Below are 19,347 nucleotides of genomic sequence, written 5' to 3' on the forward strand. Positions count from 1 at the left end.
GACCCGAAAAATCGTGTACGGGGAGCGGTCAGGATGCGAGGAGCATCGCCAAAACTGCGGTGTCGGGATCGCTGATCGGATCGAGGCCGACCCGACTGATCATCGACGTCACGGTGCCGTCGGATTCTGCCTCCACCCACGCGGCCCGGTGATCGAGGCCCAGATGCGGAAGACCGGGCAGCAGAACGCAACCCGAGGCCGCGCCCGCACATTCCGGCAGAGAGGGCGTCGTCTCCGACGGTGGGTGCAGCATCAGCAACGCGGCCGGCTGATGGTCCGAGAACCGTCCGGGAGCCAACGCGAAATCGCCGATCACCGGTCCCTCGGCCAACACCAGGCCGACCGTCCCCGGCTCCGGATCCTCGGGCAGCTCCTCCCGCACCCCGAACACCGTCGACGTCGCCAACAGACCCGGCATCGACGCGACCCGGACGGCCAGCGCCAGGAATTGAGCCCACTCCTTGGTGGTGTCCGGCCAACGACCGGAGATCACGAACCCGCGCAGTAGACCGGCGGCGTGAAAAGGTGAGACACCGATGAGATCTCGATCGTCCATTGCGCATCCCTCCCAGACAGGTACGAGGCAGAAGCCGGGTACACGACGTTGGGTAAGGAGAAGAATGACCCGAAAACGGCTGGCACACAAGATGGGGAGAGTGCCAGCCGAAAACGTAGCCGGCCCACTGCGGCTCGGCAGCCGATACGCTGCTGCGGTGAAAAACAGAGGATCCGCCCGGCGAACCGTCGTCTCGTTGCTGTCCGTTGCGCTGCTGCTGAGTGTCGCCGCCTGCAGTCGGGAGGCATCGACCCCGGGCGAGACCGGCGGCGAGGTTCGCACCGTGCAGCATGCATTCGGTGAGACGAGTGTTCCCGTCGATCCACAGCGCGTGGCCGTGCTCGACGGCGACCGCACGTTGGAAGCCGTCGTCGCGTTGGGCATCCAGCCCGTCGCAGCGGTGAAGCCGCCGCTCACCGGTGACTACGCACCCGTCGTCCGGGAGCGGCTCACCACCGAACCGATCGACATCGGATCCGTCGACGCCGACGTCGACATCGAGGCTCTGACGGCTGCCGCACCGGACCTGATCGTCATGCGAACGACGGGTGAGGACAACCGAGCGCTGTACGACCAGGTCGCCCCGATCGCGCCGACCGTCGTCGTGGAATACACCCCGGCCTCGTGGCAGAACACCTTGCAGCAGCTGGCGGGAATCTTCGATCGGCAGGAGATCGCCGACGGTTTGCTGGCCGACTATCGACAGGCGGTCGACCGATCCAAGTCACGCTCACCTCGGGAAAACAGCACGTTGACCGTCGCGCGAGTGCGCACCGACTCGTTGCGGTACATGACGCAGGACGGATCGTTTCCTTACGCCGTCCTGGCCGATCTCGGCTACCGCGCGCCCGCACAGCAGGATCGCGGATCCGACGCGGTGCAGACGGTCGACGTCAGCCCGGAACTGATCGACGTGCTGGCGGCCGACGACATCCTTCTGCTCACCGATGCCGGGACGGAGGACGCCGTGGCGCAACTGCGGCAGAACCCGCTGTTCACCGGTCTCGGAGCTCGGGTGACCGAGCTGCCGTCCAAGGATTTTCTCTTCGGCAACGTGCTGACCGCCCAGGCCCTGGTCGAGACCGCAACCGAAATCGGGGGCTGACGTGCCGGCATCCGAACGCTGGGTCGGCTGCGCTGCAGTGGCGCGCGAGAACGACGAATCGCTTCGCGGGACAGCTGCACGGGCACACGGCTGGGTGTTGATCGAGCACCGAGGCCCGTGGGGGCGCGAACCGTGGGGGCCGGACGGTCCGCTGGGTCGAATCGGCACCGAACTCTCGCGTCGCTGCAAGTCCGTCGGGGTACGCCCGCAACTGGTGCGAGAAACGCACGGCAGGCGTGAACCCACCGAGACGCGACAGGTGTTTCTCGCGCACTCGGGTCGCCGCGGGCCGTGGCTGGAGAAATACACGGTCGACACCGTCGAGCAGATACTCGAACTACCGCTCGAAGCCGCTGCGGCGGGCACCCCACCTGGGATCGGGACTCGCGTCGACCAGCGGCTCTACCTCGTCTGCACGCACGGAAAGAAGGATCCGTGCTGCGCAGTGCTCGGTCGGCCGGTGGCGGCGGCCCTCGCCGGACCCAGCGGGCGGGTATGGGAATCGACGCACCTGGGCGGGGATCGATACGCAGCGGGCATGGTGGCCCTGCCCGACGGCAGCTACTACGGCAACCTCGAACCGACCAACGCGCAGGCCGTCGTGGACGACCACGACCGCGGGCATCTCACGCTGCGCCACTACCGAGGCCGATGCACCGACGACACCGTCGCCCAGATCGCCGAACACGCAGTACGAACCGAATACGGGCTCACCGGAATCGACGACGTCCACCCGTCCGATGTCACGTCGTCCGGCGTCGCGTCGGATGTTGTGGTGGTGACGACGTCGGGAAGCGTGCAGGTACACGTGACACCCGATCCCGAGCCCCCGCGCCGAACGACCTGCCGTTCCGAGGACGTCGCGAGACCGGACCACGGCGTCGCAACCATCGGGTCGGTGCCCGCCGCCGGGAGGGCGTGACCTTCGAAATGCGACAGGGCCACCGCGTCGAACGCGGTGGCCCTGTCTGCGATTGCGCGTCGTGCGGCAATCTCGAAACCTACGGGAAGATCAGGCCCGGGGTCTTCGACGTGGCAGCCTCGAAACGAGCCTGGACGTCGGCCCAGTTGACGACGTTCCAGAACGCCTTCACGTAATCGGCCTTGACGTTCTTGTACTGCAGGTAGAAGGCGTGCTCCCACATGTCGACCTGCAGCAGCGGAATGATGCCCAGCGGCACGTTGGCCTGCTGATCGTAGAGCTGGAAGGTGAGGAGCTTCTTGCCCAGCGAGTCGTAGCCGAGCACTGCCCAGCCGGAGCCCTGCAGGCCGTTGGCAGCAGCGGTGAACTGTGCGCGGAACTTGTCGAACGAACCGAACTGGTCGTCGATCGCGGCACCGAGTTCGCCCTCGGGCTTGTCGCCACCGTTGGGCGAGAGGTTCTTCCACCAGATGGAGTGGTTGACGTGACCGCCGAGGTGGAACGCGAGGTTCTTCTCCAGCAGGAAGATGCTGCCGTGATCCTCGTTGTCGCGCGCTGCGGCGAGCTTCTCGAGCGCGGTGTTCGCGCCTGCGACGTAGGTGGCGTGGTGCTTGGAGTGGTGAAGCTCGTTGATCTCGCCCGAGATGTGCGGCTCGAGGGCGGAGTAATCGAAATCAAGGTCGGGCAAGGTGTACTCGGACACGTGGTTCCCTTCTCTAACGACGCCGTACCCATCGCGTGATGCGGGCACGTTCGTCCTACTTCGGATCTTTCGTAGGGTTCAACCCAATCTCATTCGTACCCCTTGTGCAACCGTTGTAACCGAGATGCTTTTCTCGGAATAAATTCACGTGAACAAGACAGTCGAATTCCTGGGCTGCGAAAACCTGCGATTGTCACGAAATAGTTGCGTAACAGCGCCGAATTGGTCCACACCATGAACGGAACCTAAACTCGAGGGTGTGAAAGGGGACCGTCCGAACCGAAATTCGGTCGACGAGTCCGCCGCCGCACCGGCCGTGACCGCGCCCCGCGTCCAGATGAACGGTGCCGATCTCCTGCGCGTCATAGCCGTCTGCGCCGTCCTCTACTCGCACATCTCGTTCTACCTGCTCGACGACGTCGGCGGCGACTGGTGGATGCTCGACATCGTCAACCTCGTCCTCATCGACGACGTAGGCCTCAACCTCCACCTCTCCTTCGTGGGCGTGAGCATGTTCATGCTGCTCACGGGGCTGCTCATCACCCGATCCGCTATGCGGCAATCGCGTCGGGACTTCATGGTCGCGCGCCTCGCCCGACTCGTGCCCGCCCTCTGGTTCGCCATCGCCCTGGCCGTCGTACTCGTCAAACTCGGCGTCAACGGCATGTTCAGCGGACAACCCGGAATCAGCAACGGAGAGGCCGTACTCAGCTTCTTCCTCGGCGGCTTCTTCCTCCGACCCGAGGTCGCCGTACTGGGCGTCACCTGGACACTCGTCGTGCAAATCGTGTTCTACCTCTACTGCGTCGCAATGCGCTCGGCGCTACGAGCAAGCCCGATCACCGTGCCCCTCATCGGAGCCGCACTCTGCACACTGGCGATCCTCTGGAACCTCTACCTGCCCCAGCCGTACACCATCCCGTTCCTCACCAAAGTCGCCGGAGTACTGCCCACCCTGTTCCTCGGCCAGATCTTCTACCTCGGCTGGGCGAAACTCGTCACCTGGCGCTGGATCGTCATCGGCGTCGTCGCACAAATCGAAGTGATCCGCCTCGCCATCGACGTCCACACCTTCTGGATGGGCGAGACCTACCTGTGGTCACTGCTCGTCGTCACCGGCACCGTGCTGATCCTGGCCCGATACGACGGACCCATCACCCGCTGGCCCATCATCGGCTGGATCGGCACCCGCAGCTACGCCATCTACCTGATCCACACACTCGTGCTCTACCGCATCTACGCAGCCGTGGAACCGCACTTCGGACCGACCGCCGCCGTCCTGGCCTTCCTGACCGGCACCGCCGCACTCGCCGAAATCATGTACCGCTGGATCGAACTGCCCGCAGCACGACACATCAGCACGCGATACCGACAACTACGCACTCGATCTGCCCCCTGACCCAGCCCGCTGGGTAGTCACCCCCGCCGGGTAGTTCACCCCCGCTGGGTAGTTCACCCCCGCTGGGTAGTTCACCCCCGCTGGGTAGTCAATGTGACATTTGGTGGCCTTTTCGGGGGTCAATGTCACGTTGAGTGGACTGGGGCGGATGGGAGGCGGGGGAGATCAGAGCTGCGGGATGACCTCGGAGGCGACCAGTTCGAGGTGATCGAGATCGGTGAGGTCGAGGGTCTGCAGGTACACGCGAGTCGCGCCGATGGCCCCGAAGCGGCCGATTTTGTCGACCAGTTCGGCGGGACTTCCCGCGGCCCCGTTCTCGCGGAGTTCGGAGACGTCGCGGCCGATGGCGGCGGCGCGTCGGGCGATGTCCTCCTCGGTGCGGCCGCAGCACAGGACGAGTGCGTTGGAGTAGACGAGGGAGTGGGGGTCACGGTCGGCGGCAGTGCAGGCGGCGCGGACGCGTCCGAACTGCGTTTCGGTGTCGGCCAGTGAGGCGAAGGGGATGTTGAATTCATCCGCGTATTTCGCGGCCAGGGCCGGGGTGCGCTTCTTGCCTCCGCCGCCGATGAGGATGGGTGGACGCGGCGATTGGACGGGCTTGGGGAGGGCGGGGGAATCGGTGACGGGGTAGTGGGTTCCCGCGTGCGAGAACGTCTCGCCGGTCGGTGTTTCCCACAACCCGGTGATGACGGCGAGGGACTCTTCCAGTCGGTCGAAGCGCTCACCGAGCGCCGGGAACGGCAGGCCGTACGCCTTGTGCTCGTCCTCGAACCAGCCGGCACCCAACCCCAGGTCGACGCGGCCACCGCTCATGGCGTCGACCTGCGCGACGCTGATGGCGAGTGGGCCGGGGTAGCGGAATGTGGCGGAGGTGACGAGCGTGCCGAGCCGGATGGTCGACGTCTCACGGGCCAGGCCGGCCAGGGTGATCCACGCGTCGGTGGGGCCGGGCAACCCGTCGCCGCTCATTGCGAGGTAATGGTCGGATCGGAAGAAGGCACCGTAGCCGAATTCCTCCGCGGCTGTGGCGACCCGGAGGAGGTCGTCGTAGGTGGCGCCCTGTTGCGGTTCGGTGAAGACGCGTAGCTCGACCGAGGAGTGAGAAGTCATGTTTGCCAGGGTAATCAGCTTGGATAAACGACCGCAGACAACAGCTGTGTCAAATCACGATCGATCCACAGCCTTCGTTGGTACTCGATACACCGGCAATCAGTTGTGAGGCCGTGACCTGTGGATAGAAACCGGCACGGGCCCCGATTCTGTGCATCAACCTGTGGATATTGTGGATAACTTTCGTGAGCCAAAGTGACGTAGGTCATAGCTGGGGCCATCCATCGTCAGGCGGGCATGAGTGGCAGTCGCGATCGCACACGTGACAAGATCGAGAGGTGTCTCACCCCGAGCAGTCGCCCGCCGTCACCGTAGACCGCCTTCCGGTGCCGTTCCCGGAAGCGGCAGTACTGCTCGACGTCCGAGAAGACGACGAGTGGCAGGCCGGACATGCACCCGGTGCCGTGCACATCCCGATGGGCGACATTCCGTCCAGAGCAGGCGAAATCGACAACCAGTCCGAGATCTACGTGGTCTGCAAAGCAGGCGGGCGCTCGGCTCGGGTCGTCGAATACCTCAATCGCGTGGGCTACGAGGCCATCAACGTCGAGGGCGGGATGCTCGACTGGCATGCCGCCGGTAGGCCGATCCAGCGCGACGACGATTCGGACGAAGCGAGAATCATCTAGATGTCGGCACCGCAGGGGCGCGCACAGGCGTTCCAGGTCTGCGCCCGCTGCAGCACTCGCTGGGCCGTCGGCGCACGGCCGGGTACGTGGTGCCCCCGCTGCCACGGCGTGCTGCTCTCGCCGGTGTCCGCTCGGGCACCGGCACAGGGCCGCCGCAATTTTCGTTGGGTTGCGCGGCCTGCGTCGTCGAAGAACAAGGCCGTCGGTCTCGCCCGGGTCGCGGCACCGACACCCACTCCGCGTTACGACTCGACGCCCACGTGGGGACTGCGCGACACCCCACGCGACCCGGCCGCACTCAAGCCCGTCGGCCGCGTCGAGCAGTACGCAGCCAACGCGCAGACGTTCGTCTGGATCACGGCGCTGCTGCTCGGGCTGGCGGCGTTCGCCGAGCTGTTTCGCTACGGAATTCTGCTGTACAACCGCACCCGACTGCTGTCGCCGATCACGCTGGCAATTTCCGATGCGCTGGTCTATTTCGCACAGGTCGGCGCGCTCATCGTCGGTCTGCTCGCGCTGATCACGACGTCCTGCTGGCTGGTTCGGCAACGCCGGCTGGCCTACGCATCGGTCGGGGCGACCGAGCCGCGGTCGGTGCGATGGATGCTGCTGCTCTCGATGCTGCCTCTGGTTCGGATCGTCATGCCCGGGGTGTACCTGACGGAGATCGTCCGCCTCCGAGCCGAAGCCGACGGCGACGTGTACCGCGAGCTCACCTTGATCCGGATCTGGTGGGCCGCCTGGGCGACGAGCAACGCGCTGGTCGTCGTGCAGGTGCTGTGGAGTCTGCGCAACACACTGCAAGCCCGCGCCGACGGCGTTCTGCTCGCCGCCGTCGTGGCGCTCGTGGCCGCAGTTTCCGCGGTGCTGACCCTGGCCGTCATGCGCCGACTCGAGGGCCGCACCCTGCGCGGTTCGGCGCTGTCTCGTCCCACCCGCTGGGTCATCGCACCCAGCGTCGAGCGAAAGACCACGGAGTCCGAGACCGAGCAGACCGAGACCAAGCAGGCCGAGGCCGAGACCGAGCAGACCGAGCAGACCGAGACCGAGCCGGCCGACGCAGCTCGTGCGGATTCCGGGGCCGAGAAGGACGACCGGGCGGTGACGGTCTCGTGAGCCCGGACCGACGCGGCCCTTTGGTCGTCGCGCACCGAGGAGCATCTGCGGCGAAGAAGGAGCACACGCTCGCCGCGTACGATCTCGCGTTGCGGGAGGGAGCGGACGGGGTCGAATGCGACGTCCGGCTCACGAAGGACGGCCGCATCGTGTGTGTGCACGACCGCCGCGTCGACCGAACCTCGAACGGCACCGGAATCGTCAGCGAGATGACCTTCGACGAGCTCGCCCGGTTGAACTACGGCGATGCCGACGAACCCGCCGAACTTCTGACGCTGCACGACCTGATCGCGCTGATTCTGGATTGGACCAGCAAGCCGGTCAAGCTCTTCATCGAAACCAAGCATCCGGTGCGCTACGGCTCGCTGATCGAGGCCTCGGTGCTGGCCGAGCTGCACCACTTCGGCATCGGCGCGCCTGCCTCGGCGGATCATTCGCGGGCGGTCATCATGTCTTTCGCGCCCTCGGCCGTGTGGCGAGTGCGCCGCTCGGCACCGATGCTTCCGACGGTCCTCCTCGGCGACAGCTCGCACTATCTGGGCGGCGGAGCAGCGACGACCGTCGGTGCCACCGCGGTCGGTCCGTCGATCCGGGCGTTGCGTGAGCACCCGACGCTCGTCGATCGAGCAGCCGCGTCGGGCCGTGGCAGTTACGTGTGGACGGTCGACGAGAAAGAGGACGTGGACCTGTGCCGCGAACTCGGTGTCGGGTGGATCGCGACCAACCATCCCGGACGAACGCGCGCCTGGCTGGAATCGAAGAACGTGTAGGTTTTCTGGCGTGGGTAAGAGCAAAAGAAACAGCGGACCGAAGCAGGACAGCAACCGGGCGGCCAAGCTCGCACAGCGTGAGGCCGAGCGCGCCAGCCTCGAGTCGGGGACGACGCGGCCGTTCGAGGGCCTGGCCGCAGAATGCGACCTGGTAGCGCTGCGCGAATTCGTGCCGTCGGCCACCGCCACCGCGCCGATCACCTCCGGCGGCCGCACCGTCACTCTGGCAACGGTATTGCCGGGAGCCGTCGCCGCTCTGGTACGCGAAGAGGCGGGCACTGTAGAAGGATTCGTCGGCCTGCAGGTTCAGACGCAGTCGAAAGACGTTGCAGCAGATATCAGTAGCGCGTTGGGCTGGGTCGCCGCCGCCCCCGCAGGTGAGTCGCTCGAAGCCTCGACGGTGGACGAGAACACCCCCGCATTGACCGATGTCCTCGACCCGTCCGCACTCCTCGAGATCACCGTGCATCAGGATTTCAATTGGTGGATCCCGGAAAGTGCCACTCCCGCAGCCGATGTGGCCGCAACCGTGGAGCGCGCGAATCAGGCGATCATGCCCTCGGCGCGGATCGAGGCGGACGGCGTCGTTGCAGCATGGTGGGTCGACGCCGGCGACAAGGCGCACATCCGGTGGGTTCGCCCGGAGAGCGAGGACGACGTCATGCTCGCCCTCGCACGGTTGCACGCTGCCGGAGACCTTAATCTCGGTGAGGGCTCGCGTTACGCAGGCTCGTTCCGTACGCACGGGTTGCTGGTGCCGGTGTTCGATCTCGATCCGGAGATGCATCCCACCGAATGGGCTGCTCCGACAAAGGAATTCGGGGAGAAGCTGAACGAGGCTCTTGCCGTCGACGCCCCGCTCACGGGAGCGCAGCTGCGCTCGCGGGACGGCCTTCGTGGCCGTCAAGTCACCCTGCGCTGAGCAGTCGAGCCCAACTGAGAGGTGCGGCGGCCCGAAAGTCGGTGCACCGAAACGCACGTCGGGTGGCCGTCGGACAAGGGGCTGCTTGTCCGACGACCACCCGTATGAGCGCGAGATCTCTCGCGTTACTCGTCGATGCGTGTCGCGTGGAGCGAAATTACAGCGATCCGCCGGCGACGGTGGGTGCGCCTGCATCGGCGACGACGCTGGTGTTCATCTCGCGGGCAACGAACTGCTCGAGGTCGAACAGGTTGTGGCCGGCGCGGTCTGCGATGTTGAGCAAGGTCTTCATGCTGGCAACTTCCTCGACCTGCTCCTTGAGGAACCACTGCATGAACTGCTCGCCGAGGTAGTCGCCCTCTTCGCGGGCGGTGCTCGCCAGAGCGATGATCTGCTCGGTGACCGTCTCTTCCTGTGCCAGTGCGAGGGCGATGGCCTCACGCGGGTCCGTGAACACGGACTTCGACGCGTCGACACCGGTCAGTTCGACGGTGATGTCGCGATCGAGGAAGTACTGGACGATCATCATCGCGTGGTTACGCTCTTCGACCGACTGCGCGTAGAAGTGCTTGGCCAGCTGCGGCAGGTCGACATTGGCGAAGTAGACGGCGGTGGCGATGTACTGCTGCGAGGCGTTGAACTCGTTGCGGATCTGGTCGCGAAGAAGTGCGTGGAACTTGGTGTGGTTCGTTTCTTTGATGTCTGCGCTCATGGTGAGGACAATATGCCTGGTCAGAGGGCATTGTCATCCAAGTCGAGCCTTATTGAGGCGAACGTAGCCTAATACAGTCAATCCTAAATGTCGGCTCTGAGCAGGGCGTAAGTTACGCGCTTCCGGCCTCTTTGGGTGCATTGGTGGCGCGGGTCACCGAGCCGAGCTCGCGTGCCACGTACTGCTCGATGTCGAACAGATCCGAACCTGCTCGCCGCACGATGTTGAGCAGGCTCTGCATCGCGGCTACTTCCTCGACCTGTTCGGTGAGGAACCAGTGCATGAATTGCTCCCCGATGTAATCGCCCTCGGCTCTGGCCGCCTGTGCGAGCGCGGTGACCCGATCGGTGACCGCCACCTCCTGCGCCAACGCCAACTCCACCGGTTCGGCGACCGAATCGAACGCGGTCACCACGTCGTCGATGCCCGACGCGTCCACCTCGAGTCGGTTGTCGATGAGGAACCGAATCATCATCATGGCGTGCCGACGCTCTTCGGCCGACTGGGCGTAGAAGCGGTGCGCCAACTGCGGAAGATCGTTGCGGTCGAACCAGATCGCGATGGCGACGTACTGCTGCGAGGCGGTGAACTCGTACCGAACCTGGGCGCGCAGTAGATCGTGAAACGAGGTGGTGGGCTCATGCGACGGCAATGTCATGATCCACAACGTACCGGCCGCACGTCCCCCGTCAGGGGCCGCCGGTCAGCAGATCTGCCGGAATTTCCCGATCCTGAGCGATGGCTTCGAAGAATGCCGGTGCCCTGGTGTCGTCCCACACGAGGACGTTGCCGACATCGGAGTCCTGGAAGCCGCCGACCGGCACGGTCGTCGTCACCGGCCCACCGCGCATCGCCCAGGCCAACCCGGCCAGGTTCCAGATGTGGTCTCCGTCGTCGACACTCAACGCCGACGCGGTATCGGACACCAACGGCCACAGTTTCAAAGGATTGAGGAAAGTGGAAGCGCTGGTTGCCTTGTCGAGCAGAGCGGACATGAAGGCCCGCTGGTTGTTCATCCGGTCGAGGTCGGCCAATGCGGTCGCGCGGGATCGCACGAAGCCGAGTGCCTCGGAACCGTCGAGATCCTGACAGCCCGCGGGAATGTTGATGCCCGCCAACGGATCGTCGATCGCGTTCTGCACACACACGTTGACTCCACCGACGGCGTCGACGATTCCGGCGAAACCACCGAAGCCGATCTCGGCGTAGTGATCGATGTGTACTCCCGTCGCACCCTCGACCGTCTGCACCAGCAGGGACGGCCCGCCGAATGCGAACGCCGCGTTGAGCTTGTCCTCGCCGTTGCCGGGAATCGGCACGTACGAATCGCGGGGCAGGCTGACCATCGTCGTCGCCCCGCCGCCCTCGGGGATGTGGATCATGATGATGGTGTCGGTCCGGCTGGGGCCCACCTCGCCGCCGGTCGCGAGAGATGCTTCCTGCTCCGGCGTCAGACCTGCTCGTGAATCCGATCCGACGAGAAGCCAATTGGTGCCCGGGGTGTCGCCGATCCTCCCGGGGTACGAGGTCAGAGCGTCGACTCGCGTGAGCGAACTGTCGACGTAGTAGACGATGCCGCCGATGCCCAGAACGAGGACGAGGAGAACGATCAGGAAGCGACGGCCCCAGCGCCGACGCTTGCGCGGCTTCGCAACCTTGGGGGGACGTGAATCACGTTGTGGCCGAGCTGGTTCCGGTCGTCGTAAGGCGCGCTGCGGAGAAGCCGGTGGCTGCCTGCGCTCGTCGACGTACGGTTCCGGCTGTTGGCGCGGTGCGTACCCGGCGCGCCCGGCCTCGTCCTCGGCAGCGCGGGAGTACTGGCGCGTCGAGTTCGGCGGAACGGAACCGGCAGGGCCGGGTTCGGGTGCCTGCGACCACGCCTGTTGCGGTGGCACCGGGGCACCGTGGCGGGGAGCGGCCGGGCGACCGTCGCGCCTGATGAATTCGGTGCCCTCGGGTGCAGGACTCGGACGGCGAGGGGTCCCTCGCTCCGCGGGAGGTTCCGGGTTGTACCGACGGGGGTTCGGAACCGGCGGCGGACCGGGTCGGTACTGACGTGGTGGCGGCGGTGGCTGTCCAGGGGCCCCACCGGCGCGCCGAGGCGGGGGAGGGGGCTGCTGGCCGGGTGGTCGACGCGGTGGCGGCGGCTGGCTCGGCGGCGGGGTACGCCGATTCGGCGCGCCGTGCCGTCCGTAGCGATCGTCGTCGTTCACGAATCGACTGTACCCATCAGGGCAACCACGCCAGGTGTTCGCGCAGCAGGGCGTAACCGACGAACGCGACGATGTCGATGAGCGCGTGCGCGATCAGTAGTGGCCACAGCCTCCCGGTGCGCTGCCAGTATCGGCCGAACACCAGGCCCATCAGGAAGTTGCCGACGCCGCCGCCCACCCCCTGATAGAAGTGGTAGCTCCCGCGCAGCAGCGAGGAGCACAGCAAGGACTTGTTCTCGCTCAAGCCGAGTCGGCGCAGTCGAGAGATCAGGTAGGCGACGACGATGATCTCCTCGGCACCGGAGTTGGCCAGCGCATACAGAATCAGGGCGGGCACTCGCCACCAGTGGTCGTCGAGCGCGCTGGGTACGACGTTCAGATTGAATCCCAGGGCGTTGCCGACCAGGTAGAGCGCGAGACCCGGCAGCCCGATGAGTGCCGCCAGCCCGACGCCGTGGCCGAGATCGATCTTCAGGCGCGGTTTCGCCAGTCCGATCGCACGCGGTGCCAGATCTGCTCGCCACAGCAGGTACAGCCCCAATGCTCCCCATGCGCACAGGCGCAGGATGCTCAGCAGCTGGAACAGCAGGTCGATGACGCTGAAGCTCGATCGCGAGGAGTTCAGGGCGACCGTCTGATCGGACAGCGCTGCGGTCTGCAGGGCATCCTCGACCAGCGAGAGAATGCTGCTCATGCCACTGAGGCCGAACGTCGCCAGCAGCACGATCGCGATCTCGACCTTGATGGTCGTGCGTTCGCGAGCATCGGGCGGTGGAGCGGCGCTCTCCGGCGGCGGTGGCGTCAACCAGTTCCTGAAGTCGATCACGGCACGAGTGTGCCCTGTTGTGCCGCGCGGCGGCGTCAGCCCCGGGCGCGCAGACCGTTGAGGAACGGGCAACCGGCGAGGACCCGGAGGGCCCGGCTCAGGGAGATCGTGTCGTCGACGGGCGCGGCGAAGCCCAACCGGACGTCGTTGTCGCCGCACTCGCCCTCGATACGCAGACGAATGCCGTAGCGGTCGATGCCCAGCGGACGGACGCGTCCCTGCCGCAGCGACGGTGGGAGGCGTCGGGACAGTTGTGCGAGGAGGTCGGGATGATCGGAGTCGAGGTGCTCGAGCCAGCTCGTTTCCATCTCCCAGAACGGATCGGGCTCGGCTGCCAGCAGCGAGTCGACGTCGACCGGCTCGGCTCCGGTGCTGTCCGCCACCACTGCGGAGCCGACGATCAGACGTACCAGGGAGGTGGTGTGGCCGACGTCGAGCAGGGCCGCGTGGGGATGCTCGGCGGCCACCGCGCCGGCCATCGGGCGCATCAGGGACTCCGGCACCGGGCGCAATTCTCCGCGCAGCCACACCAGTGACCGCACCGGTTCGCGCAGTGCGAGAGGTGCGTGATCGGTGAGTTCGACGACGGCAGGAACGCCGGCGCGGGAGGACTGCCACCTGATCGCGTCGTCGATGGAATCGGTGGGGACGGCCAGAATCATCTCGCCGTTGGGTCGCAGGTGGTGCAGGGACGTCACGACGGGGTCGCTGCCGTCGATCACGAGAGCTGCGCCCTCGGCGCGCATGCAGGCGCTGCGTACGCGCTCGGCGGTGGACGGTCCGGTGGTGGTGGTTGCGCCGAGCATGGGCTCCTCCGATGCGATCGGTACAGTTGAATGGCCAGTAGGTGAGGCATACCTAAGTAACGTGCCCCTAAGTTAGCCGGATGTGGCGGGTATCGCAAGGGCAAGCTGGGACTACCGTGAAGACGTGCCGATTCCGTTGACCCTCGGTGTGCCGCACCGACCAGATCCGAACGCGCTCGTCGCCGGACTGCTGCAGCCGTTCTGCGCCGATGCCCCTGCCGTGCAGGCCGCTCCACGCGCCGCCGAGTACGGCCCGCCCGTCGTGCTGGCCTCGACCCTGCTGACGCTGCCGCCCACCGAGAACCTCGGGCGCATCGTCGTGCGACTCGACATCGACCCGGACGAGCTCCGGGCCTCGAGCGCAGGCAACTACGAGGCCGTTCGATTCGAGGTCGACGCAGTCTCCGAGCATCTTGCCGACGCGCTCGGGTTGCGACTGCCCTCGCCCCTCGTCGTTTTCCCGGTGTTCGACGCGATCGACGTGGCCGAGACCGCGGAAACCATCGTTGCCGCTCATCGGACCCCCGGCATCGGTGTCGGCGACACAGCGAGGCGTATCGCCGACGTGCTCGCCGTCGTCTCGCATGCCGATGTCGGTCTCGTTGCCCGCGCCGACACCGGAGACGACGTGATCGCGATCCTCGCCGCGACGGTGGCGTCGCTGCGCGGAGACGACATCGCGTCGGCTCTGGCCGCGCCGAATGTCGACGCTCTGCGCAAGCTCATACCCGAGGCCGCCGAGGCCGTGCGGGAGGTACTGCTGGGGGTCGAGATCGCCGACGCCGTCGCCGCCCACGCCCGGCTGGTCGACGTCGGTTTGATCGCTTCGGGGACGTCGACAACGTAACCTCGAGACGTGCCTCGCATCGCTTACTTCGGCCCATCGGGAACGTTCACGGAGATGGCGCTGGCGCAGTTCGAAACGCTCGGCGCATTCGACGGGGTCGGCCTGAGCGGGGACGTCCAGAGGGTGTCGGCCGCGAGCCCGCCCGCGGCGCTCGAGGCCGTTCGATCCGGTGCCGCCGACGCCGCAGTGGTTCCCATCGAAAGTTCCATCGAGGGGGCCGTGCCGCCGACGCTCGACGCATTGTCCGAAGGACGGCGATTGCAGATCGTCGCCGAGACGGAGATCGAGGTCGCCTTCACCATCGTCGGCGGACCCGGTGTCACTCTCGACTCGGCCCGCACGATCAGCGCGTACCCCATCGCCCTCAGCCAGGTCCGGCAGTGGTTGCAGGCCGCGATGCCCGACGCCGTCGTGCAGTCTGCGACCTCGAATGCCGGTGCAGCAGAAGATGTTGCCGCCGGCGTGGTCGACGCCGCTGTCTCGACACGGTTGGCCGGGGAGCGATTGTCTCTGCCGACGCTGGCCGACGGCATCATCGACGTCGAGGGTGCGCGCACCCGCTTCGTGCTGGTGACTCCGCCGCAGCCGGTGCCCGCCCGCACCGGTGCCGACCGCACCTCGGTGGTGCTGAAGCCGCCGAACGACCCGGGTACGCTGCCGGCAGCGTTGGCGGAGTTCGGAATTCGCAACATCGATCTGACGTTCATCGAATCACGCCCTACCCGTTCGCAATTGGGCACCTACATGTTCTTCGTCGATTGCGCCGGGCATGTGGACGATCCCCTCGTCGCCGAGGCGCTGACCGCGTTCCACCGGAAGATGCCGCTACGTTTCCTCGGATCATGGCCCACGGCAACGACATCGGGAGGTTCGGTGCCGCAACCGATCGACGAGCACGTGCAGTGGTTGTCCGAAATTCGTTCCGGTCGGGGTGATCTGTGATGGGCAAGCTCATTCTCGTTCGGCACGGGCAGACCGTCTCCAACGTCGCGAAGAAGCTGGACACAGCGCCGCCGGGAGCCGAACTCACCGAGCTCGGGCACCGGCAAGCCGAGGCGTACGCGCAGACACGGCTGGGTAATCCTCCCGCCGTGTTGGTCTCGTCGATTGCTCTGCGCGCTAAGCAGACTGCGGGCTACGTCGAGCGCGGCACCGGAGTGCCCCTCGTCGTGACCGACGGTATCCAGGAGACGTCCGCCGGAGAGCTGGAAGATCGAGACGATCCCGAGGCGCACCGACTGTTCACCGAAATCTTCTACCGGTGGCATACCGGAGATCTGGATGCAGCCGCGCCGGGCGGCGAGAGCGGGCGCGCAGTGTTGGCGCGCTACGTCCCGGTGCTCGACGAGCTGCGTGGACAGTACCTGGGTGACGACACCGCCGGAGACGTCGTCGTCGTGAGCCACGGGGCCGCAATTCGACTGGTCGCGGCGGCCCTCACCGGTGTCGACGGCACCTTCGCCGCCGACAACCATCTCGACAACACCCAGACAATCGAGCTGTTGCCGCTACCCGACGGTGGCTGGGCATGCGCCAAGTGGGGCACGTTCCTGCCGCCGTTCGAGGGCAAGGGCAGCGACAAGGCAGACAACCCGATCAGCTGATCGCGGGATTGCCGATCGCTGGGTTCGTGGTCGCTGGGTTGGTGGTCGCTGAGTCCTTGGCCGACGAGATCAGCTCTGTCAGAGCCGCTGTCACCCGGTGATCCGACGCGCCGGTCAACGAGCTCCACGAACGACCGTCCGCGGCGACAGCGGAGGTGGCGACGATCCGTCCGACGCGGGTGTCGAACAGGGCCACCGGACGCCCGGCCCCGCGCCGAGTCCCATGCCTGCGGGTCACGGCCGTGATCTCGGTCCTGCCCGCGCACGTGGCCATCGCCGAGGCCAGTGTGAGGGCCCGGTCATCGGCGATTCCGATGCTGCGCAGACGGGAAGCGGTGCCCCCCACGTCGGACGGTGCCGCGTCCAGTGCCTCGGCCAGCAGGTCGGTGGGCGCGTTGATGCTGCCGGGATCGAACGGCGGTGCCGATCCCAGCGACGAGACGAGATCGCGAGCCGGATCCCCGGCGATGACGCGCAGGGTGACGATGTTCTCTCGCCGTACCGCCGACACCGCGATGGTGTCGTCGGATGCGATGCAGATCCGGGTCACAGGAACGGTGTCGCCCTCGAACTGTCGAGCCGAGACGTACCAGCGGGGTTGTTCCATGACCCGCAGCCAGTGGCGAACGTCCTCGTGGACCGCGGAGCCGTCCCACAGTCCTGCCGCCGCGAGGGCCTGACGGCCGCGGTCGACAGCACGGTCGCGGGCTGTCGCGTCGTCGAAGCGTGGGAAGACGTCGAGCACAACGGGTAGTTCGGCAATCGACAGCTCGTCGACCAGGAAATCCATCTCGTCGACACCGAGTGCGGCACTCGGCAGTGTGTGGCCCACCGGCACGGTTCCCAAGTCGATCACCGGCCGTTCTCACCGATGTTGTCGAGGGCTGGGTTGTCGAGGGCTGGGTCCGGTAGTGCCGGGTCCGCTCCGATGACCGACGGTGCCACCGTGCGGCCGTCGGCGAAATGCTCGAACTGTTTCAGGTATTCCGGGGTGTCGTGTTCGTCGTCGTCCTGCGCCCGTGTGCCCGATGCGGGCGCAGCACCGGCACCGGTTCCGCGCTGAGCGAGGCCACCCTCGGCTGCGGTCGGCGCGCCGACCGTGGCGGCAGGACTGCTCTGTACTGCACCCGTGAGCCCCGATCCACCGCCGAGGGGACTCGACGCCGAACCGGGCACTCCCAGTCCGCCGCCGATGCTGCCGATGCTTCCGCCCAGTCCGCCGAACGACACCGGACGGGTGGCTGCCGGCCCGACGGCGTGAGGTCCCGAACCACCGGGTGCGAAGGAGTGGCCGATGCCGGATCCGGGTCCACTCGGCGGGGGCGTCGAGACCAGGTTGGATGCCGCGGTGGCCACCGTGGACACGCCCGTTCCGGCGATCGAGGTGGCGGCACTGCCGAGCTGCCCGGCTGCGGCTGCGACGCCAGGGTTCTGCGTCGCGGCCATCAGACTGCCGACCGCAGCCTGAACGGGAGACGTCATCAGCGCACCGTTGGCGAATTTGCCGAGACCACTGCCGGACTCGGACACGATGGCGGGCGCATGATCGAACGTCGTCTTCGCGATCAGGTGCGAGGAGACCAGCTCGAATCCCTCCATGACCATGGCTGCGCGGATGTCGAGCAATCGGTCTGCGACCTCGGCCGCCTCGTAACTTCCGTTGAGCGCACCGCCGGTCGACGCAGCCGTGACCTTGGCAGCTTGCACCGCACCGATCTCCACGAGCGACGGCATGGTGGCCAGTGCGACGCCGTACGAGGTCCCCGCGGCGGGGGCTTCGATCGACAGTGCCGCCGCCTTCAGTGCGGTGGCTCCGGTCCACGTGGCGAACCGGGCGAGGGCGGCCTGCGCGAGGAGAGCCGACTCACCCTCCCAGCCCGCGGTCAGGGCTGTCGTGATGGCGGCGATGCTCACCGAGGCCTCGGTGAAGGCCGCGGCCACCGAACCCCAGGCCCCGCCTGCGACATGTAGAGGCACCGGTCCGGGCCCCAGCAGTCGCGTCGAATTTCCTGTCGCAGTTCGTGGTAGCCACACCACACCTGTCACACCGAGCGTCATTGTTCAGCCCCCATGATGTTCGAGCCCCCGTGTCGTTTTCGAAACCGCTGCCGGTCGATGTGTGCGTCAGATGCCGGCGAGCCCCGGCAGGCCCCCGGCGGTGTCGTCGTCGGTGGCCAAGTAGTCCGCGGCCTGCTTGCGCAGTTCCTCGGCGGCTCGGTGCAGCTCCGAAATGCCCTGTGCGGCAGCGGGACCGAAGGTATCGGCCGCGGTGGCGAAGAAGCGATCGGTCAAGAGCGACACCTCGTCGGTGCCCGGCGGTAACGGCCGAACAGGAAGTGCCGTCGCAGTGACGGCGGCCTGCAAGCGGGCAGCGACCGCATCGAGTTCCGAGGCAGCGAGCTGCAGAGCCACCGGATCGACTTTGATGACGGTCATGAGCACGCTCCCTGCGATCGACGAACTGGGCTGTCGGTAGGTAGGACGCCGCCGTGCCCGGATCGGTTCCATCGATGCCGGAAAGAATTCAGAGAGACTTCTGTGCCACCGAATCCATCGTCCACAGCGAACCTCGGCGATGGATCGAGGTGCGCGTCAACGGTGCGACGTCGACCCGCCAGAACGAGCTGACCGGTGCCGCCAGCACCAGCACGACCGCGGCCCTGATCACTGCGGGTGCGGTCACGGCCAGCGTGCGGCCCGGCGTCGAACCGGCCTCGTCGAGCCACGCCTCGACGCGAGCGAACAATGCATCCAGAGATTCACCGCCCGGCGGTGTGAATGCCGGGTCGCCGAGCCAGGCCATCGCGTCGGCGTCGGGCAGATCGGTCATCTCGAGACCGGACCACCGGCCGTACGCGACATCGGCCAACGCGGGTTCGATGGCGACGTCGCTGCCGAAGATCTCGGCAGTGGATCGGGACCGCAGCTCCGGGCCGGACATCACTCGGTCGGCACGCGGAAAATCGGTCACCTCGGCCAGTGCGCGCACACCCGCCTCGTCGAGTGGCTCGTCGGCAGGAAAGCGGCCCGAGCGCATCGCATCGGTCCTGGCGTGGCTCACCAACGTCAGGCGGGTCGCAGGCGCAGTCACCGCGTCATTGTGGCAT

Annotated in this window: 22 protein-coding genes; 10 read left to right on the forward strand and 12 right to left on the reverse strand. The window is 66.6% G+C overall.

All coding sequences use genetic code 11. The annotated features are described in order from the left end of the window. Positions 1–28 precede the first annotated feature (28 nt). The gene (locus JLZ96_RS14335) at positions 29–556 is read right to left on the reverse strand and encodes a hypothetical protein (protein ID WP_027494858.1); all 528 of its coding nucleotides are present in this window, start codon (positions 554–556) and stop codon (positions 29–31) included. Positions 557–713: 157 nt separating this feature from the next. Between JLZ96_RS14335 and JLZ96_RS14340 the strand changes: the two genes are divergently transcribed. After that, positions 714–1,661, forward strand: coding sequence for an ABC transporter substrate-binding protein (locus JLZ96_RS14340; RefSeq protein WP_201010425.1), 948 nt, complete (start codon positions 714–716; stop codon positions 1,659–1,661). A gap of 1 nt (position 1,662) precedes the next feature. Next, a complete protein-coding gene (locus JLZ96_RS14345; protein WP_201010426.1) occupies positions 1,663–2,583 on the forward strand; it encodes a sucrase ferredoxin in 921 nt (306 codons plus the stop codon). Between the two features lie 79 nt (positions 2,584–2,662). Here JLZ96_RS14345 and JLZ96_RS14350 read toward each other — a convergent pair whose 3' ends face one another. Beyond that, positions 2,663–3,286, reverse strand: a complete 624-nt coding sequence (locus JLZ96_RS14350; RefSeq protein ID WP_057477341.1) for a superoxide dismutase — start codon at positions 3,284–3,286, stop codon at positions 2,663–2,665. Between the two features lie 259 nt (positions 3,287–3,545). Between JLZ96_RS14350 and JLZ96_RS14355 the strand changes: the two genes are divergently transcribed. After that, positions 3,546–4,685 (forward strand): acyltransferase, encoded by a 1,140-nt coding sequence (locus tag JLZ96_RS14355; protein ID WP_236253983.1) that lies wholly within the window; start codon positions 3,546–3,548, stop codon positions 4,683–4,685. 165 nt (positions 4,686–4,850) lie between these two features. On the opposite strand, the gene JLZ96_RS14360 is transcribed toward JLZ96_RS14355, so the two are convergent. Next, a complete protein-coding gene (locus JLZ96_RS14360; RefSeq protein ID WP_201010427.1) occupies positions 4,851–5,795 on the reverse strand; it encodes an LLM class F420-dependent oxidoreductase in 945 nt (314 codons plus the stop codon). 278 nt (positions 5,796–6,073) lie between these two features. On the opposite strand from JLZ96_RS14360, the gene JLZ96_RS14365 reads away from it, so the two are divergent. The 4 genes from JLZ96_RS14365 to JLZ96_RS14380 are packed head-to-tail and all read left to right on the forward strand — an operon-like array spanning position 6,074 to position 9,232. Then, complete coding sequence (locus JLZ96_RS14365) at positions 6,074–6,424, forward strand: rhodanese-like domain-containing protein (protein ID WP_027494854.1); 351 nt, start codon at positions 6,074–6,076, stop codon at positions 6,422–6,424. After that, a complete protein-coding gene (locus JLZ96_RS14370) occupies positions 6,425–7,540 on the forward strand; it encodes a DUF4328 domain-containing protein (protein WP_201010428.1) in 1,116 nt (371 codons plus the stop codon). Then, the gene (locus JLZ96_RS14375) at positions 7,537–8,310 is read left to right on the forward strand and encodes a glycerophosphodiester phosphodiesterase (RefSeq protein ID WP_032385338.1); all 774 of its coding nucleotides are present in this window, start codon (positions 7,537–7,539) and stop codon (positions 8,308–8,310) included. The genes JLZ96_RS14370 and JLZ96_RS14375 overlap by 4 nt, the downstream gene beginning before the upstream one ends. A gap of 10 nt (positions 8,311–8,320) precedes the next feature. Further along, entirely contained in the window at positions 8,321–9,232 is a 912-nt protein-coding gene (locus tag JLZ96_RS14380; RefSeq protein ID WP_032374198.1) for a DUF5926 family protein, read from the forward strand. Positions 9,233–9,389: 157 nt separating this feature from the next. Here the strand turns inward: JLZ96_RS14380 and JLZ96_RS14385 are convergent, their stop codons facing one another. From JLZ96_RS14385 to JLZ96_RS14405, 5 genes are all read right to left on the reverse strand, one after another. After that, positions 9,390–9,944 carry a ferritin gene (locus tag JLZ96_RS14385; RefSeq protein WP_027494851.1) on the reverse strand — a complete coding sequence of 185 codons (555 nt, stop codon included), beginning with the start codon at positions 9,942–9,944 and terminating at the stop codon, positions 9,390–9,392. A 112-nt stretch (positions 9,945–10,056) separates the two neighbouring features. Continuing rightward, positions 10,057–10,602, reverse strand: a complete 546-nt coding sequence (locus JLZ96_RS14390) for a ferritin (RefSeq protein WP_032371710.1) — start codon at positions 10,600–10,602, stop codon at positions 10,057–10,059. Between the two features lie 31 nt (positions 10,603–10,633). Beyond that, positions 10,634–11,884 carry an LCP family protein gene (locus JLZ96_RS14395; RefSeq protein WP_201010751.1) on the reverse strand — a complete coding sequence of 417 codons (1,251 nt, stop codon included), beginning with the start codon at positions 11,882–11,884 and terminating at the stop codon, positions 10,634–10,636. A gap of 289 nt (positions 11,885–12,173) precedes the next feature. Further along, entirely contained in the window at positions 12,174–12,983 is an 810-nt protein-coding gene (locus tag JLZ96_RS14400) for a CPBP family intramembrane glutamic endopeptidase (RefSeq protein WP_032391166.1), read from the reverse strand. Between the two features lie 35 nt (positions 12,984–13,018). Continuing rightward, positions 13,019–13,789: a DUF2470 domain-containing protein gene (locus tag JLZ96_RS14405; RefSeq protein WP_032383014.1), complete on the reverse strand. Its 771-nt coding sequence runs from the start codon at positions 13,787–13,789 to the stop codon at positions 13,019–13,021. Between the two features lie 124 nt (positions 13,790–13,913). On the opposite strand from JLZ96_RS14405, the gene JLZ96_RS14410 reads away from it, so the two are divergent. From JLZ96_RS14410 to JLZ96_RS14420, 3 genes are read left to right on the forward strand one after another with little or no spacing between them, the layout of a single operon-like run. Beyond that, entirely contained in the window at positions 13,914–14,636 is a 723-nt protein-coding gene (locus JLZ96_RS14410) for a hypothetical protein (protein ID WP_057473099.1), read from the forward strand. Positions 14,637–14,645: 9 nt separating this feature from the next. After that, entirely contained in the window at positions 14,646–15,578 is a 933-nt protein-coding gene (pheA, locus tag JLZ96_RS14415; RefSeq protein WP_201010429.1) for a prephenate dehydratase, read from the forward strand. After that, a complete protein-coding gene (locus JLZ96_RS14420) occupies positions 15,575–16,240 on the forward strand; it encodes a histidine phosphatase family protein (protein WP_032374193.1) in 666 nt (221 codons plus the stop codon). Before pheA ends, JLZ96_RS14420 begins: the two co-directional genes overlap by 4 nt. Here the strand turns inward: JLZ96_RS14420 and JLZ96_RS14425 are convergent. From JLZ96_RS14425 to JLZ96_RS14440, 4 genes are all read right to left on the reverse strand, one after another. Then, positions 16,233–17,096 carry an ESX secretion-associated protein EspG gene (locus JLZ96_RS14425; protein ID WP_201010430.1) on the reverse strand — a complete coding sequence of 288 codons (864 nt, stop codon included), beginning with the start codon at positions 17,094–17,096 and terminating at the stop codon, positions 16,233–16,235. The two genes, JLZ96_RS14420 and JLZ96_RS14425, sit on opposite strands and share 8 nt — an antisense overlap. Then, positions 17,093–18,298 carry a PPE domain-containing protein gene (locus JLZ96_RS14430; RefSeq protein ID WP_268963049.1) on the reverse strand — a complete coding sequence of 402 codons (1,206 nt, stop codon included), beginning with the start codon at positions 18,296–18,298 and terminating at the stop codon, positions 17,093–17,095. Before JLZ96_RS14430 ends, JLZ96_RS14425 begins: the two co-directional genes overlap by 4 nt. A 66-nt stretch (positions 18,299–18,364) precedes the next feature. Further along, the gene (locus tag JLZ96_RS14435; RefSeq protein WP_027494842.1) at positions 18,365–18,676 is read right to left on the reverse strand and encodes a PE family protein; all 312 of its coding nucleotides are present in this window, start codon (positions 18,674–18,676) and stop codon (positions 18,365–18,367) included. Between the two features lie 88 nt (positions 18,677–18,764). Beyond that, positions 18,765–19,331 (reverse strand): histidine phosphatase family protein, encoded by a 567-nt coding sequence (locus JLZ96_RS14440; protein WP_032385452.1) that lies wholly within the window; start codon positions 19,329–19,331, stop codon positions 18,765–18,767. Between the last annotated feature and the right edge of the window lie 16 nt (positions 19,332–19,347).

It is taken from the genome of Rhodococcus sp. NKCM2511, from assembly GCF_014905595.1.
Classification (GTDB): domain Bacteria; phylum Actinomycetota; class Actinomycetes; order Mycobacteriales; family Mycobacteriaceae; genus Rhodococcoides; species Rhodococcoides fascians.

Coding starts and splice junctions, on each gene's coding strand:
- JLZ96_RS14335 (WP_027494858.1), bottom strand. CDS start 556: ATGGACGATCGAGATCTCATCGGTGTCTCACCTTTTCACGCCGCCGGT.
- JLZ96_RS14360 (WP_201010427.1), bottom strand. CDS start 5,795: ATGACTTCTCACTCCTCGGTCGAGCTACGCGTCTTCACCGAACCGCAA.
- JLZ96_RS14370 (WP_201010428.1), top strand. CDS start 6,425: ATGTCGGCACCGCAGGGGCGCGCACAGGCGTTCCAGGTCTGCGCCCGC.
- JLZ96_RS14385 (WP_027494851.1), bottom strand. CDS start 9,944: ATGAGCGCAGACATCAAAGAAACGAACCACACCAAGTTCCACGCACTT.
- JLZ96_RS14390 (WP_032371710.1), bottom strand. CDS start 10,602: ATGACATTGCCGTCGCATGAGCCCACCACCTCGTTTCACGATCTACTG.
- JLZ96_RS14405 (WP_032383014.1), bottom strand. CDS start 13,789: ATGCTCGGCGCAACCACCACCACCGGACCGTCCACCGCCGAGCGCGTA.
- JLZ96_RS14430 (WP_268963049.1), bottom strand. CDS start 18,298: ATGACGCTCGGTGTGACAGGTGTGGTGTGGCTACCACGAACTGCGACA.
- JLZ96_RS14435 (WP_027494842.1), bottom strand. CDS start 18,676: ATGACCGTCATCAAAGTCGATCCGGTGGCTCTGCAGCTCGCTGCCTCG.